Annotated in this window: 15 protein-coding genes; 11 read left to right on the top strand and 4 right to left on the bottom strand. The window is 71.9% G+C overall.

Translation table 11 applies throughout. The annotated features are described in order from the left end of the window. Positions 1-44: 44 nt before the first annotated feature. From K304_RS0116035 to K304_RS0116010, 5 genes are all read left to right on the top strand, one after another. The gene (locus K304_RS0116035; RefSeq protein WP_027764579.1) at positions 45-479 is read left to right on the top strand and encodes an SRPBCC family protein; all 435 of its coding nucleotides are present in this window, start codon (positions 45-47) and stop codon (positions 477-479) included. Between the two features lie 107 nt (positions 480-586). Continuing rightward, positions 587-1,111, top strand: coding sequence for a GNAT family N-acetyltransferase (locus tag K304_RS0116030; protein WP_027764578.1), 525 nt, complete (start codon positions 587-589; stop codon positions 1,109-1,111). Positions 1,112-1,134: 23 nt separating this feature from the next. Next, a complete protein-coding gene (locus K304_RS0116025) occupies positions 1,135-1,425 on the top strand; it encodes a DUF4229 domain-containing protein (RefSeq protein ID WP_027764577.1) in 291 nt (96 codons plus the stop codon). A 404-nt stretch (positions 1,426-1,829) separates the two neighbouring features. Continuing rightward, positions 1,830-3,227: a dicarboxylate/amino acid:cation symporter gene (locus tag K304_RS29355; protein ID WP_051308514.1), complete on the top strand. Its 1,398-nt coding sequence runs from the start codon at positions 1,830-1,832 to the stop codon at positions 3,225-3,227. 202 nt (positions 3,228-3,429) lie between these two features. Then, positions 3,430-4,029, top strand: a complete 600-nt coding sequence (locus tag K304_RS0116010; RefSeq protein ID WP_486591693.1) for a TetR/AcrR family transcriptional regulator — start codon at positions 3,430-3,432, stop codon at positions 4,027-4,029. On the opposite strand, the gene K304_RS0116005 is transcribed toward K304_RS0116010, so the two are convergent. Then, a complete protein-coding gene (locus tag K304_RS0116005; RefSeq protein ID WP_037790681.1) occupies positions 3,995-4,930 on the bottom strand; it encodes a MaoC/PaaZ C-terminal domain-containing protein in 936 nt (311 codons plus the stop codon). The two genes, K304_RS0116010 and K304_RS0116005, sit on opposite strands and share 35 nt — an antisense overlap. Before the next feature lie 2 nt (positions 4,931-4,932). Next, entirely contained in the window at positions 4,933-6,324 is a 1,392-nt protein-coding gene (locus K304_RS0116000; protein ID WP_027764575.1) for a 3-oxoacyl-ACP reductase, read from the bottom strand. Positions 6,325-6,396: 72 nt separating this feature from the next. Here K304_RS0116000 and K304_RS0115995 point away from each other — a divergent pair, with 72 nt between their 5' ends. The 4 genes from K304_RS0115995 (at position 6,397) to K304_RS29345 (ending at position 12,292) form a co-directional block, all read left to right on the top strand. Continuing rightward, entirely contained in the window at positions 6,397-7,695 is a 1,299-nt protein-coding gene (locus tag K304_RS0115995) for an acetyl-CoA C-acetyltransferase (RefSeq protein WP_027764574.1), read from the top strand. Positions 7,696-7,832: 137 nt separating this feature from the next. After that, positions 7,833-9,752 carry an AMP-dependent synthetase/ligase gene (locus tag K304_RS0115990; protein ID WP_037790679.1) on the top strand — a complete coding sequence of 640 codons (1,920 nt, stop codon included), beginning with the start codon at positions 7,833-7,835 and terminating at the stop codon, positions 9,750-9,752. Positions 9,753-9,910: 158 nt separating this feature from the next. Next, positions 9,911-11,410, top strand: coding sequence for a laminin G domain-containing protein (locus K304_RS29350; protein WP_051308512.1), 1,500 nt, complete (start codon positions 9,911-9,913; stop codon positions 11,408-11,410). Between the two features lie 342 nt (positions 11,411-11,752). Then, the gene (locus tag K304_RS29345; protein WP_051308511.1) at positions 11,753-12,292 is read left to right on the top strand and encodes a hypothetical protein; all 540 of its coding nucleotides are present in this window, start codon (positions 11,753-11,755) and stop codon (positions 12,290-12,292) included. A 17-nt stretch (positions 12,293-12,309) separates the two neighbouring features. On the opposite strand, the gene K304_RS0115975 is transcribed toward K304_RS29345, so the two are convergent. Further along, positions 12,310-12,897, bottom strand: coding sequence for a Uma2 family endonuclease (locus K304_RS0115975; RefSeq protein ID WP_027764572.1), 588 nt, complete (start codon positions 12,895-12,897; stop codon positions 12,310-12,312). 72 nt (positions 12,898-12,969) lie between these two features. After that, positions 12,970-13,410, bottom strand: coding sequence for an ATP-binding protein (locus tag K304_RS0115970; RefSeq protein ID WP_037790677.1), 441 nt, complete (start codon positions 13,408-13,410; stop codon positions 12,970-12,972). A 285-nt stretch (positions 13,411-13,695) separates the two neighbouring features. Here K304_RS0115970 and K304_RS0115965 point away from each other — a divergent pair, with 285 nt between their 5' ends. Continuing rightward, positions 13,696-14,532 carry a Scr1 family TA system antitoxin-like transcriptional regulator gene (locus K304_RS0115965; RefSeq protein ID WP_027764570.1) on the top strand — a complete coding sequence of 279 codons (837 nt, stop codon included), beginning with the start codon at positions 13,696-13,698 and terminating at the stop codon, positions 14,530-14,532. Next, on the top strand, positions 14,529-14,744 hold the full coding sequence (locus K304_RS0115960; protein ID WP_027764569.1) for a DUF397 domain-containing protein: 216 nt from the start codon (positions 14,529-14,531) through the stop codon (positions 14,742-14,744). Before K304_RS0115965 ends, K304_RS0115960 begins: the two co-directional genes overlap by 4 nt. The last annotated feature ends 86 nt before the right edge of the window (positions 14,745-14,830 follow it).

Raw genomic sequence — 14,830 nt, 5'->3', positions numbered from 1 at the left:
CCGTCCCGTTACGGCGTTGTCACGGCAGAGGAGAGGACGCGGAGATGGTCAGGGTGGAGCGTGCGTTCACCGTCGGGCGGCCGGTGGAGGAGGTGGTCGCCTACCTCGAGGACTTCGCCAGGACCGAGGAGTGGGACCCGGGAACGGTCAGCTGCACCCGCCTGGACGACGGGCCCCTGCGCGAGGGGGCCCGGTGGCGCAACGTCTCGGAGTTCTGGGGTCGGCGCACCGAGCTCACCTACCAGTTGGTCACGCGCCAGGAGAGGCGGCTGACGTTCTCCGGCAGCAACAAGACCGCGGTGGCCGTCGACGACATGTTCTTCGAGCCGGACGGGGACGGCACCCGGATCACCTATCGGGCGACCATCCGTTTCAAGGGGCTCGCCAAGGTGGCCGGTCCGTTCGCACGACGGGAGTTCGAGCGCCTGGGCGATGAGGTCGCCCAGCGCATACCCGACGCTCTCGCGTCCCGGCCCTGAGCGGGTCAGCGCGCAGCGCCGGGGGTCGGGTCGTCGCCCGGCCGGGACGAGCCCCACGTTCACCCCGGCGCGGGGGCCGTGCCGCGCCGCCGGATATCGTCGGCGGCATGTCCCTGTCCTTCGCGTCCGACCCCGAGGTCACGCCCACGCTGCACGACGAGATCCTGCGGCTCTGGGTGGACGTCTCGAACGCCGGCGGGTCCGTCGGGTTCGTGCCTCCGGTGACCGAGGAGGACGTACGCCCGTCGCTGCTGAAGTACCTGCGCGGCATCGCCGCGGGCGGCACGAGTCTCCTCACCGGGCGTGACGAGGACGGGACGCTCGTCGCCAGTACCTTCCTGGTCCGGGACGAGCACCGGTTGATGCGACACTGGGTCTGGCTGTACATCGTGATGGTGCACCCGTCCCGCCAGGGGACGGGCGCAGGACGTGAACTGCTGTCCGCCGCCGCGGACGCCGCACGCCGCACGGACGGCGTGGAAGCGGTACGCCTCACCCTCCGGGGAGGCGACGGTCTGGAGCACTTCTACGGTGCGTGCGGCTACCAGGAGGCCGGGCGGGTGCCCGGCGCCTTCAAGGTCGCGGACGACGAGTACCGCGACGAGGTCACCATGTGGCTGGCCCTCACCTGATCCCGAAGAAGGAAGAAACGACCGTGAGCAGCACTTCGCACGCCACGCTCCGCTACACCACCCTGCGGCTGGGCATCTTCCTCGGCTGTCTCGTGCTCGCCGCCGTGCTGGCGTACACCGGGGTGCTGCCCGAGGGCATCGGCAGGGCCAACCCGCTCTGGATCCTGCTGCTGGCACTGGTGCTGTCCGCGCCGCTGAGCTACATCCTGCTGCGCCGGCAGCGCGACGCCATGGCGGAGCAGATCGCGGGCGGCGTCGACCGTGCGAAGGCGAAGCTGTCCGCGAACCGTTCCATGGAGGACGACGCGGCCTGACCCGCCCGTCCCGCACGCCCGTCCCGCCTGTCCGTGGCGACGTCGCGTTCGTCACACCCGTTCCGCACGCCCCGCCGGGAATCGCCGTCCCCGGTGGGGCGTTGTGCATCGGCGTGACCGTCGATCCAGAAGCCGGACTTTGGGGCCGTATAAGGCCCGGTGTTAGCGTGAGGGCCATGACGACCGCAGCCCCGTTCACGAACGCGACCACGACGATGCTGGTCGCGCGGCTGCACGTCGATCTCTGCCGCTGCCTCTCCGCGACCTGTCGCAGGGCCTGACCGGCGGCCGGACCCACTCCGGCACCCACCCCCCCCGCAGGCGCTCCCGCGTCGTCGTGCGCTCGGCTCCCGCATGCCCGCACGCGTTCCCCGTTCCCTTTCTTTCCTCCTCGGAGTGTGTCCGTGTCCTCTGATGCGAAGCTCTCTGCGTCGAAGCAGCAGCGATTCCGCATACCTCGCGTTCCGTTCTGGGCTCAGATCCTGGCCGGTCTGGTGCTCGGCGTGCTGCTCGGCTGGCTGGCCCGCAGCGCCGACGTCGGCTGGCTCGGCACCGGCCTCACCAAGACCGGTGAAACGTTCGTGCAGCTCCTGAAGCTGGCCGTCGCTCCGCTGGTCTTCTTCGCGATCGTGATCTCCATCACCAACCTGCGGAAGGTGTCCAACGCCGCGCGGTTGGCCGGCCGCACCCTGCTGTGGTTCATGGTGACCTCGCTGATCGCCGTGGCCATCGGGCTGACCATCGGTCTGCTGACGAACCCGGGCGCCGGCACCGGCCTCACCACGCGGGACGGCGCCGAGCCGGAGTCCGCCGGGTCCTGGCTGGACTTCCTCACCGGCATCGTCCCGACCGACGTCGTCACGCCGTTCACCGAACTCAACGTCCTCCAGATCGTCTTCATGGCCGCCGTGGTCGGCGTGGCGGCGCTGAAGCTCGGCCCGAAGGCCGAACCCCTGCTGGAACTGAGCGAGTCGGTGCTGTCCCTGCTGCAGAAGGCCCTGTGGTGGGTCATCCGGTTGGCCCCGCTCGGCTCGCTGGGCCTCATCGGCACCGCCATCAAGGACTACGGCTGGGGTCTCATCGGCCAGTACGCCACCTTCACCGCCGACGTGTACATCGGCTGCGCGCTCGTCGTCTTCGGCGTGTACCCGCTGCTGCTGGCCACCGTCGCCCGGGTGAGCCCGGTGCAGTTCTTCCGCGGCGCCTGGCCCGCCCTCCAGCTGGCGTTCGTCTCCCGCTCCTCGGTCGGCACCATGCCCCTGACGCAGAAGGTCACCGAACGGCTGGGCGTGCCGAAGGAGTACACCTCCTTCGCGGTGCCGTTCGGCGCCACCACCAAGATGGACGGCTGCGCCTCCGTCTACCCCGCCCTCGCGGCCATCTTCGTCGCGCAGATCTTCGGCGTGGACCTCGGCGTCGGCGACTACCTGCTGATCGCGTTCGTCTCGGTCATCGGCTCCGCCGCCACCGCCGGCCTGACCGGCGCCACGGTGATGCTGACCCTGACCCTCTCCACGCTGGGCCTGCCGCTGGCCGGAGTCGGCCTCCTGCTCGCCATCGACCCGATCCTGGACATGATGCGCACCGCCACCAACGTGGCCGGGCAGGCGCTGGTGCCGGTGCTGGTCGCGGCCCGCGAGAAGATCCTCGACCTCGACGCCTTCCACAGCGCGAAGAGCTTCAGCATCGAGGACCTGGACCGCGACGGGACCGGCCCGGCCGGCGCGGAGGGGAAGACCGGAGCCGAGGACGACGCCGAGGATCACGCGGAGGACGACGCCCGCGCGCCCGTGCCCGCCTGACACCCGCACCCGCGCCCGTTCCCGCACAACGCCTGTGGCGCGCAACGCCGTTGCTGCTCCTCCGGACCAGGGAGATCCGGGGGAGCAGCGGCGTATGGTGAAAAGGACGGAACGGCGCTCAGGGGCGGGGGGCGACGCGAAGGGCGAAAAGGTGGGGACGAAGAACGGCAAGCGGGTTCCGCGCGCGGTGCGCGAGCAGCAGATGCTGGATGCGGCGGTGGCGGCCTTCGGGCGGCACGGGTACCGGGCGGCGTCGATGGACGACATCGCCGAGGCGGCGGGGGTCTCCAAGCCACTGGTGTACCAGTACCTGAAGTCGAAGGACGACCTCTTCACCGCGTGCATCGACCGGGAGGCCGCCGCACTGACCAGGGCGGTGCTCGACGGCACGCGGGACCAGACCCTCCCGCCCGACCAGCAGTTGTGGAACGGACTCTGCGCGTTCTTCGCGCACACCGCGGCGCACCCGGACGGGTGGACGGTGCTGCACCAGCAGGCGCCGGGGGAGGGGGAGACCTTCGCCGGTGTGGTCGCCGGGATGCGGGCCGAGATCGTCGCGCTGGTGACCGCTCTGCTGGGCCGGGTGGCTCAGGACGCGGGCTGCGACGAGGGCCTGATGGACCGCGAGGTGTCCGGTCTGGCCCACGCGCTGGTCGGCTCCGCCGAGTCCCTCGCCGACTGGGCCAACTCCCGTGAGGAGGACCGTCCGTCGGCGAAGGAGACCGCCGCGACGCTGATGAACTTCTGCTGGGCGGGCCTGGAGGGCCTCATGAAGGGGGCCCGCTGGACACCTTCCCGCTGACGTGCAGCCGGGCGCGGTCCCGGCCGTCCCGCAGTGTGAAGGCGCCCTCCGCTCCGTCCCCGGCGAGCAGCACGACCTCGCCGGGCAGCAGCACCGGCGCGGCGAAGCGTGCGTGCGCCGTGAAGCGTTCCGGGCGACCGGTGCCGGTGCCCGTGCCCGCGCCCGTTCCGGACGTCTCGGCGAGGCAGCGGGCGAACGTCCACATGCCGTGGGCGATCGCGCGCGGGAAGCCGAACGCCCGCGCGGTGAGCGGGTGCAGGTGGATGGGGTTGCGGTCGCCGGAGACGGCACCGTAGCGCCGTCCCAGGTCGCCGGGCAGGCGCCACTCGGCGCGCACCGGCAGTGGTGCGGCGTCCCCGGCCCGCCCCGTGCGGGCGGCCGTGTCCGTGCGGTCCGTGCGGTCTACGCCGTCCGCCCGGCCCGTCTCCGGTGCGGCGTCCGGCCGCCGGTGCCGGCACAGGTAGGTGCTGCGCGAGGACCAGACCTCCGCGCCGTCCAGCCGCGCCGAGGTGACGACGTGGAACGCGGTGCCGCGCCGGTGCGGCGCGAGGCCCTCGGTGTGCACGCGGATCTCCGGCCGGTCGTCCGGCCGCAGCGCCCGCCGCTGCGCGACCTCGATGCCGGTGTGGACCAGCCCGAGCAGTGGGAACGGGAAGTCGGCGCCGGCCAGCAGCCGCATCGCCAGGGGGAAGCCGAGCAGGTGCGGGTAGGTGGGCGGCAGCGGCCCGGTGCCGCCGGTGGGCGGGAAGCCGCACACCTCGGCGTACGCGGCCACGTGCCGGGCGTCGATCCGCACCGAGGGCGCCGTCAGGACGCGGGCGGGCAGCGCAGCGCCTTCGTACGGCGGGTGCTTGCGCAGCGAGCCGAGCGCGCCCCGGAGCAGGGTGGTGGTCAGCGCCATCGTCACGCCCCCAGCAGGCTCTGGCCGCAGACCCGCACGATCTGTCCGTTGACCGCGCCGGACTCCGGGTGCGCGAGCCAGGCGGTGGTCTCCGCGACGTCGACCGGAAGGCCGCCCTGCGCCAGGGAGTTCATCCGCCGCCCGGCCTCCCGGATCACGAGCGGCACGGCGGCCGTCATCCGCGTCTCGATGAAGCCGGGCGCGACGGCGTTCACCGTGACGCCGTGCCGTTCGGCGGCGGCCGGCGCGAGGGCGCGGACCAGGCCGACGATGCCCGCCTTGCTCGCCGCGTAGTTGGTCTGCCCGGTGTTCCCGGCGAGGCCCGCGATGGAGGCGGTGGCGACGATCCGGCCGCCGTCGGGCAGGGCCTTCGCCTGCAGCAGGTGGTCGGTGGTGCGCAGCACGCTGTCCAGGTTGACCTCCAGGACGGCGTCCCAGCGGTCGGCGGCCATGTTGGCGAAGCGGCGGTCGCGCGTGATGCCCGCGTTGTGCACCAGCACGTCCAGGCCGCCGGGCGGCAGGGCCTCCTCGATGCGGGCGCCCGCGTCGTCGGCGGTGATGTCGAGGGGGAGCGGTGTGCCGCCCAGGCGTTCGGCGACGTCGGCCAGGTCCCGTTCGGCCTGCGGGACGTCGAGGCACAGCACGTGCGCGCCGTCCCGGGCCAGGGTGGCGGCCACCGCCTCGCCGATGCCGCGTCCCGCTCCGGTCACCAGCGCCGTACGGCCGGCCAGCGGGCGCCCCGGGTCGCCGGGCGCGGTCCCGGGGAGGCCGGCCGCGACCTCCACCACCTGGCCGCTGACGTACGCCGATTTCGGGGAGAGCAGGAAGCGCAGCGTGGACGCGGCGCCCGCCGCCGACGCCCCCGGCGCGAGGCGCAGGAGCTGCGCCGTACGGCCGCCCCCGACCTCCTTGCCCAGGGACCGTACGAACCCCTCCAGCGCCTGCTGTGCGGCGGCCTGGTGGTGGTCGCCGGGGTCCACAGCGGCGCCCAGGACGACGACGCGGCCGCCGTCGGCGATGCGCCGGGCGACCGGGTGGAGCGCCCGGTGCACCTCCCGGAGTTCCGCAACCGCGCGGATACCCGTAGCGTCCAGGACGACGGCGGAGAACCGGTCGCCCCCACCGGCTCCGGTTCGCGGCTCGATGCCGGAGGGGGTGCCTGCCTCGGCACCCGTTCCGGTACGCACCTCGAGTCCGCATCCGCCGAGCGCCGCTGCCAGTTCCGTCCCGTCGCACGCCGTGCGTCCGGCGGTGAGGTGCAGCAGCGGGCCGCCCTCGAGTACCGGCCGCCGCTCCGACCAGCGGTGCAGCGGCGCGGGCCGGGGGAGGCCGAGGCGACGGGAGAGGAAGCGGCCGGGATCGGAACGGGTCCACTGCAGGTAACGGTCCGCCATTCCGCTTCTCCTCGCCTCCGCGTGAGTTTACTTTGGAGTAAGGTTACTCAATGGTCAGGAGTTTGGTCGAGTATGAGTTCCAGCGGCCTCATCAGTTCCTCGGTCCGCCGGGTGGCGGTCGTCGGCGGCAGCCGCATCCCGTTTGCCCGCTCCGACGGCCCGTACGCCACCTGCTCGAACCAGGACATGCTCACCGCCGCGCTCGGCGGACTCGTCGAGCGCTTCTCCCTGCACGACGAGCTGATCGGTGAGTTCGTCGCCGGGGCCGTGCTCAAGCACAGCCGCGACTTCAACCTCGCCCGCGAGACCGTGCTCGGCTCCGGACTCGACCCGCGCACCCCGGCGTACGACGTCCAGCAGGCGTGCGGCACCGGCATGCAGGCCGTCATGGCCGTCGCCAACAAGATCGCCCTCGGCCAGATCGACGTCGGCGTGGCGGGCGGCGCCGACACCGCCAGCGACGCCCCGCTCGGCGTCAACGACCGGCTCCGCCGCATCCTGCTCGCCACCCGCCGCGCCAAGACCCTGCCCGACCGGCTCAAGGAACTCGCCCGCATACGCCCGGGCCACCTGGTGCCCGAGATCCCCCGCAACGCCGAACCCCGCACCGGCCTCTCCATGGGCGACCACGCCGCCCGTACCGCCCGCGAATGGGGCATCAGCCGCGAGGCCCAGGACGAACTCGCCGCCCGCAGCCACCACCGCCTCGCCACCGCCTACGACGACGGCTTCCTGCACGACCTCGTCGTGCCCTACCAGGGCCTGGCCCGCGACCAGAACCTGCGGCCCGGCACCTCCCCGCACAAACTCGCCGAACTCGCCCCGGTCTTCGGCCTCACCGAAGCTTCCGGCGGCCCCGACGGCGCCACCATGACCGCCGGCAACTCCACGCCCCTCACCGACGGCGCCGCCACCGTGCTGCTCGCCTCCGAGGAATGGGCCGAGGACCGCGGCCTCCGGCCGCTCGCCTACCTCACCGCCTACGAGACCGGCGCCGTCGACTTCACCGAAGAGGCCGGCGAGGGCCTGCTGATGGCCCCCGCGTTCGCCGTGCCGCGCATGCTGCGCCGACTCGGCCTGGACACCGGCGACTTCGCACTCGTCGAGATCCACGAGGCGTTCGCCTCCCAGGTGCTCGCCACCCTCGCCGCCTGGGAGAAGCAGGGTCTGGCCCCCGTCGACCGGGACCGCCTCAACGTCGCCGGCTCCTCGCTCGCCACCGGCCACCCGTTCGCCGCCACCGGCGCCCGCATCGTCGCCACCCTCGCCAAGCTGCTCGCCGAACGGGGCGCCGAGCCCGGCACCCGCGGCCTCATCTCGATCTGCGCGGCCGGCGGCCAGGGCGTCACCGCCGTCCTCGAACGCGCCTGACCCTCCTCCCGTACACACCCGGGCCGCCCTCCCCCACGGGCGGCCCGGGCGGCAGTCCCGTCCCCGCACCGCCACCGCCCGTACCGGCAGCCCTCCACCGCGTGACCGCAGCACGCCCGGAACCCAGGAGCCGCGAGATGCCGCAGCAGATCCCCCCGGCCGGACGCCCCACACCGCCGCCGCTCGTCGAACCCACCACCGAGACCGTCGACGGCGTGGTCCGTGAGGCGCACGTCCCCCCGCTCGTCCCGCCGCTCACCCGCGGGTCGCTCGCCGACCTGCCCTTCCACAATGCTGCGGAGGACCCCGACGCCGTCGTCCTCGCCCGCGAACAGCCGGACGGCACCTGGACGGACGTCACCGCACGGCAGTTCGCCGACGAGGTGCACGCCGTCGCCAAAGGGCTCGTCGCCCACGGCCTGGAGGTCGGCGACCGGTTCGCCATCATGGCCCGCACCACCTACGAGTGGACCCTGCTGGACTTCGCCGGCTGGGCCGCCGGCCTCATCACCGTCCCCGTCTACCCCACCTCCTCCCCCGCACAGGCCCGCTTCGTCCTCCAGGACGCGGGCGCGCGCGCCTGCGCCGTCGAGAACGTCGACCACGCCCGCCTCGTCACCTCCGTCCGCGGCGGCCTGCCCGACCTCGCCCACCTCTGGCAGATCGACGCCGGCGCGGTCCACCAACTCGTCGCCGCCGGACGCGACGTGCCCGACGAACACGTCACCACCCGCCGCGCCCGCCTCGGCCCGCAGACCGTCGCCACCGTCATCCACACCTCCGGCACCACCGGACGCCCCAAGGGCTGCGTCCTCACCCACGGCAACTTCTTCGCCGAGGTCGACAACTGCGTCGAACTGCTGCACCCCGTCTTCACGTCCCTGAGCCGCCACCCCGCGTCGACCGTGCTCTTCCTCCCCCTGGCGCACGTCTTCGGCCGCATGGTCGCCGTCGGCTGCCTCCGCGCCCGCGTCCGCCTCGGCCACGCGCCCAGCATCCAGACCGACGAACTCCTCGCCGACTTCGCCGGCTTCAAGCCGACCTTCCTCCTCGCCATCCCCTACGTGCTGGAGAAGGTCCACAACAGCGCCCGCGCCACGGCCGAGAAGATGCGCCGCGGCTCCTCCTTCGACCGCGCCTCACGCGTCGCCGTGGCGTGGGGCGACGCCTCCTGGGCCGACCGCCACGGCAGCGGCCCCGGCCCGGGCCTCCTGGTCCGCGCGGCCCGCGGCCTCTACGACCCGCTGGTCTACCGCCGCATCCGCGACGCCCTCGGCGGCCACGTCCGCCACGTCATCTGCGGCGGCTCCCCCCTCGGCGAACGCCTCTGCGCGTTCTTCGCGGGCGCGGGCATCGAGGTCTACGAGGGCTACGGCCTCACCGAGACCACCGCCGCCGTCACCGTCACCCCGCCGCTCCGCCCGCGCCTGGGCACCGTGGGCTGGCCCGTACCCGGCACCGCCGTCCGCATCGCCGACGACGGCGAGGTGCTGCTGCGCGGCGGCCAGGTCTTCGCCGGCTACTGGGACGCGTCCGCCCAGGCCGTCATCCCGGCCGTCTCCGCCGACGGCTGGCTGCCCACCGGCGACCTCGGCGCCCTCGACGACCAGGGCTACCTCCGTATCACCGGCCGCAAGAAGGACCTGCTCATCACCTCCAGCGGCAAGAACATCGCCCCCGCCCCCCTGGAGGACTGGATCCGCGCCCACCCCCTCGTCGACCAGTGCCTCGTCGTCGGCGACAACCGGCCGCACCTCACCGCACTGATCACCCTCGAGCCCGAAGGGCTCGCCCACTGGCAGCACATGCACCACAAGCGGCACCTCTCCCGCGCCGAACTCGTCCACGACGAGGACCTGCGCCGCAACCTCCAGCAGGCCGTCGACGACGCCAACCGCCTCGTCTCCCAGGCCGAGTCCATCCGCGCCTTCACCGTCCTCCCCACCTCCTTCACCGAGGACTCCGGCCACCTCACCCCCTCCCTCAAACTCCGCCGCACCGCCATCACCCACGACTTCGCCCCCGACATCGACGCCCTCTACGACGACCGGCGGTGACGCACGTCACGCCAGGTCGGGCCCTTCCTCCACCTGGTGAAAACGTGGGGAATGAGTGAAGATCGACGGCGATTCAGGTAACCGAAGGTGGGGACATGACTGCACGCAGTGGGAGACGAGCCCGGCTCGCCGGGCTCGCCGCAACAGGAGCCATCGTCATGGCGGGTCTGCTGGCCCCGCCGGTTGCGGCTTCCGCCGTGACGGCGACAACTGAGACCGCTCAGGAGGAGGCTCGGTGGGCGTGGGCGCCGCGACCGGTGGCTTCCTGGGCTCTCTCGGACGCGGAGGGGGAGACGCAGGCCGAGGGGGCCGACGGCGCGGGGCCGGCGACAGCCGGTCCCGGGGTGACATTCGGCGTGGAGGGGCCCTACAGCCCCCTGCGGAGCGCTGCGCGCTTGGACGGCACGGACGCCGCCTACCTGGACACCGGCGCCCACGTGGTGGACACCGACACGTCGTTCACCGTCGCCGCCTGGGCCCTCCTCCCGGAGGCGCCCTCCAGCACGGTGGTGATGGTCAGTCAGAACGGTGGGGGAGAACCCGGATTCACACTGGGCGTGGACGGGGACACCGGCCGGTACTCCTTCGCCATGCCGGACCTCGAGATCGGGTCCATGAAGTGGTGGAAGGCACTGGGGCCTCGCCCCGCCGCCGGGGAGTGGGCCCATCTCGTCGGTGTCTACAGCGCCTGGGAGGACGGGCAACCGGGACGTCTGAGGCTGTATGTGAACGGTCGGCTGACCGGTGAGGCGCAGCAGTCCTGGCCGGCCTGGAACGCCACCGGAGCTCTGCAGATCGGCCGTGCCACGACGCCACGCACTTATGGGCATCTCGATGGATCCATAGCGGACGTCGAGGTGTTCGACAGCGCCTTGTCGCTGGACGAGGTCGCGGATGTGCACCGCGCGCCCGTTCGCCAGCGTGCTTATTGGCACATGGAGGGGGAGTCCGGCGGAGTGATGCCCGACCTGGAGGGAGGGGAAGGCCTTGCCCTTCACGGTGACGCCGCCGCCTACGTCCCTGACCGGTCATGTGACCTCGGTACCGATCCCTCCTGTGAACCCGTCCGGGAGCCGCTCTGGGGTGAGGGCCACCTGGACCTGCACGGGAACGGATATGCGAGCCGAGGGCCGGGACTGTTGCGGGCCGACGGTGGCTTCACCGTAACGGCGAGAGTCCGCATGGATGCGCACTGCCCCCCGGGGGACCGGACGGTGTTCTCCCTGCCGGGGGCCACCCGGAACGCGGCGGTGGTGCGGTACGACGCCGAAAGGTGCGTATGGTCCTTCGAGGTCAGAGATGCGGACGAGGACGCAGCTCCGTCCACGCGTGTCGTTGCTGCCGGCGGTGTCCCCGCACGGGATGGCTTCGGCGATCACCTGGCGCTCGCCTACGACCCCGTCCTCGGGGAGGTCGCCTTGTATCTGAACGGTGAGAAGGCGACGGAATCCGTGGAATGGCACCCGGAATGGGATTTCTCGACGGTCGGAGTGGACGTCGGAAGGACCGGTGGTGCGTCGACGGCCGCAGACTTCTTCTCCGGCGAAGTCGACGAAGTACGTGTCTTCGACGGAGCCCTGGACCAGGACGCGATCATCGCGGTCTCCGCGCTGCACTCGGGTGCCGAGCTCGACCCGGACGGCCCTGACATCGGCTGACCTTCGTCAGTAACGAGTCCAACTCCGCCAGGGCGTGCTGCTCCGCCGGGCGACGCCCGGCGGAGCAGCACGCGCCAGGAGGCCGTGGCGCGTGGACGGGGTGCAGATCGTGGAGGGCCGACGACGGGGCGACGAGCACGCTGCGTGCATTGGTAACTTTGCTGCGCTTGCCAGTCACCGTCGCCGGGGGGACCCATGAACCAGCCACCGCAGCCGCCGTCTCAGCCGCCGCAGCCCGCGCCCGGGTACGGCTACCCGCAACAGCCGCCCGTGGCTCCACCGCAGGCGGGCGTTGGGGGGCCGCAGCCCGTGCAGGGCCACGTTCCTCCGGGTCAGCCGCCGATGGGCGGCCAGCCCATGTATCCCGGCGGTGGCTGGCAGGGCGCGCCCGGCCAGATGCCCTTTCCGGGCGGCCCGATGCAGCACTCGCAGAGGGGCAGTTCGGCCGGGGCCTTCTTCCTCGGGCTGCTCGGCTCGTTCGTCGTCGCGACGCTCTACACGCTGCTCTTCGCGTTCACGCACGCCGACGCGTCACGGGCGGTGGTGAACGGCTTCTTCTTCGCCCACGCCGTGGTGAACGGTGTGGTCGTGGGCTGGCTCGTCGGCCTGGTCGGCCGTCGCCGTACGGCGGCCCACGTGTGCGGCGCCGTCGTGGCGGCCCTCGGCTCCTTCTTCGGCTTCGCCAACGCCATGCCGGTCATCATCTGGAAGGTCGCCGGGTTCGAGGCGGTCTTCGACATGCTGAAGATGAACCCGAATTACCCGCTCGAGGCATGGTGGGGGCCGGACGGCACCGGCCACTTCGTGGCGTTGCTCGGCCTCGTCGTCGCGGCCGCCGCAGCGTGGGGCGTCGCCTTCGCGGTCGGCCGCAAGCGCGGCTGACCGCCGGCGGCGGGCCGTCACACGTAGCGCGGCAGATCCTCCGTGGAGATCGTCCACTCCGCGATCGTGACGTCCTCGCCATACACGAAGTCCTTGCGGGTCGCGTAACGCGGACCCGCCGGGGTGGGATGGATGTCCGAGAGCACGGCACCCTCCCCGGTCCTCGGATCGAAGATCACATACACCGGGATACCGAGCATCGGGTAGTCACGCATCTTGCCCGACCAGTCGTTGCCCGGGTTGGAACGGGAGACGATCTCGATCGCTGCGAGAAGGCTCTGCGGGGCGAACGGCCCTTCCACTTCCATGTCCGCTTCGGCGATGACCATCACGTCCGGATGCCGGAGTACGCCCTCGTGCACATCCTCGACATCCGGCGTGCCGGTATGAGCCAGCAGGCCCTCTGGCATCACCTTCTCCAGTCGACGGCTGACCCGCGCTGCGGTCAGCTCGTGCGGTCCCCCGGGCGACATCATGTCGTGGACGATCCCTTCCTTGGTGATCTCGAGCTTGCCGGGAACGGAGTCCTGCATACGCTCCACGATGTCTCGCATCGCTTGGTACTGCAGAGCGTCATGTGCGGCGTGGTCCGGGGCGATCGTCACGGCGCTCGCTCCTTCCTCTGGGACCCTGCGACGGCTGGAGACCTCGTCGCCATGCTAGCGCCGACGGTCGCCTCACCGCGGGAACGTGAACTCCGCCCAGACGGTCTTGCGGGGGAGGGGGCCGGTCTCGACGCCCCAGGTGTCGGCGAGGGCTTGGACGATCAGCATGCCGCGGCCCGTCTCGGAATCGGCGTCCGGCGCCCGGCGTCCCCCGGTGGGGAGGCGCTCGCCCCGGGTGTCGGCCACCTCGATGCGAAGCCGGCCGTCGGCTCCGGCGGTGAGGGTGAGGCGGAAGTCGCGGCCGGGCACGCGTCCGTGGAGAGCTGCGTTGGCGGCCAGTTCGGCGACGACGTGCGCCGCCGCTTCCGACGGCAGCCCCCACGAGGCGAGGTGCGCGACGGTGAGCAGTCGTGCGAGCCGTGCCCCTCGGCGAGTGGGGGAGAGCAGCACGGAGAACTGCCGTTCGGGGTGGGTCTTCTCTCGGTTCACGTCACCGAGCGTGGTCGAGTGCATGCGTGCTGAACAGGGCTGGCGGTCGGACGGCGAGGTGTGTCCGGCTCCCCGTCCGGGCCGGTACGGGGTCGTCCGGGAGCCGGAGTCGGGCGCTCCGGTTCGTTACTTCGTTCGAGGGACTTCGGGGGCGATTCTCACCGAGAGTGCGCGTTCTGCGTCACGCTGAGGGATGTCAGAGCCCGTACGCGGCGTCCCTGTACGGATGCCGCCGGGTTCTGTACGGGGGCTGTGCCGTGACGCGCGAGCGCGGGGGCGGTTGGCCACGGCACGACGGAGGTGGGGCGTATGGACGTGGAGCACGGTCAGGGCGAAGAGCTGGACGACGAGTCGGCGGCGGTGCTGAAAGTCGTGGGCCGGCAGATCAAGTTGTGGCGCAGGGAAGCAGGGCTCACGCAGGCGGAGTTGGGTGCGGAGATCGGTTACGGCGAGGAGATGGTCTCCAGCGTCGAGCGGGGCATCCGCGCCCCGAAGCCGGAGTTCCTGGACGGAGCGGACCGCGTACTGGAGGCCGACGGCAAGCTGTCCGCGTTTCGCGGAGACGTGGCCGAGGCCCGCTACCCGAGAAAGGTCCGCGATCTGGCCAAGCTGGAGGCCGAGGCCGTGGAGATCGGTGCGTATGGGACCCACAACATCCACGGCCTGCTCCAGACCGAGGAGTACGCGAGAGCGCTGTTCGACGTGCGTCGGCCCGCCTACTCGCGCGAGGAAGTCGACCGCAACGTGGAAGCCCGCATGGCTCGACGGACGATCTTCGAGAGAGTACCGGCGCCGACACTGCTGTTCGTGCAGGAGGAAGTGACGCTGCGGCGCCCCATCGGGGGGCGTGAGGTGATGCGGGGACAGCTCGAACACCTGCTGGAAATCGGCCGTTTGCGGCACGTGGAACTGCAAGTGATGCCGACCGACCGGCAGGAGCACGCGGGAATGGCCGGGCAGCTCCAAGTGATGAAGTTTGCGGACGGCGCCTCGCTCGGCTACTTGGAGGCTCAGCTGATGACTCGCTTGGTCTCGCGGCCCAAGGACGTCCAGGTGATGGAACTCCGGTGTGGCATCATCCGCGCGCAGGCTCTCAGTCCGCGGGAGTCGCTGGCGTTCATCGAAAAGCTACTGGGGGAGACATGACACGAAGGTTGGTTAGTGACGACGCTGCTCTGAACTGGTTCAAGAGCAGCTACAGCGCAAGCGACAGCAACGACTGCGTCGAGGTCGCCGCCGTCACGCCCATGGTCCGGGTGCGGGACTCCAAGCGGAGGGGAGGGCCACAGCTCGCCGTAGGCGAAGCCGCGTGGCGGGGGTTCGTCGCGTACGTGACGGGTGAAGGGGCGCGCCCGTAGAACGCGCGGTTTCGCCGGGAATGTCGGTTCGCCCCGCGCGAGCGGACCCGCGCTACGCGGGTTGACTGTCACGGGATGGACTTGTC

The organism is Streptomyces sp. CNS606, assembly GCF_000426325.1.
This window is presented reverse-complemented; position numbering and strand designations above follow the sequence as displayed.

Excerpts from the sequence above, each read along its gene's own strand:
- K304_RS0116005 (WP_037790681.1), bottom strand. The coding sequence starts at position 4,930 with ATGGCGCTGACCACCACCCTGCTCCGGGGCGCGCTCGGCTCGCTGCGC.
- K304_RS0116035 (WP_027764579.1), top strand. The coding sequence starts at position 45 with ATGGTCAGGGTGGAGCGTGCGTTCACCGTCGGGCGGCCGGTGGAGGAG.
- K304_RS0115960 (WP_027764569.1), top strand. The coding sequence starts at position 14,529 with ATGACACGAAGGTTGGTTAGTGACGACGCTGCTCTGAACTGGTTCAAG.
- K304_RS0116030 (WP_027764578.1), top strand. The coding sequence starts at position 587 with ATGTCCCTGTCCTTCGCGTCCGACCCCGAGGTCACGCCCACGCTGCAC.
- K304_RS29345 (WP_051308511.1), top strand. The coding sequence starts at position 11,753 with ATGGGCGGCCAGCCCATGTATCCCGGCGGTGGCTGGCAGGGCGCGCCC.
- K304_RS0115965 (WP_027764570.1), top strand. The coding sequence starts at position 13,696 with ATGGACGTGGAGCACGGTCAGGGCGAAGAGCTGGACGACGAGTCGGCG.
- K304_RS0116010 (WP_486591693.1), top strand. The coding sequence starts at position 3,430 with ATGCTGGATGCGGCGGTGGCGGCCTTCGGGCGGCACGGGTACCGGGCG.
- K304_RS0116000 (WP_027764575.1), bottom strand. The coding sequence starts at position 6,324 with ATGGCGGACCGTTACCTGCAGTGGACCCGTTCCGATCCCGGCCGCTTC.
- K304_RS0115970 (WP_037790677.1), bottom strand. The coding sequence starts at position 13,410 with ATGCACTCGACCACGCTCGGTGACGTGAACCGAGAGAAGACCCACCCC.
- K304_RS0115995 (WP_027764574.1), top strand. The coding sequence starts at position 6,397 with ATGAGTTCCAGCGGCCTCATCAGTTCCTCGGTCCGCCGGGTGGCGGTC.
- K304_RS29350 (WP_051308512.1), top strand. The coding sequence starts at position 9,911 with ATGGCGGGTCTGCTGGCCCCGCCGGTTGCGGCTTCCGCCGTGACGGCG.
- K304_RS0115990 (WP_037790679.1), top strand. The coding sequence starts at position 7,833 with ATGCCGCAGCAGATCCCCCCGGCCGGACGCCCCACACCGCCGCCGCTC.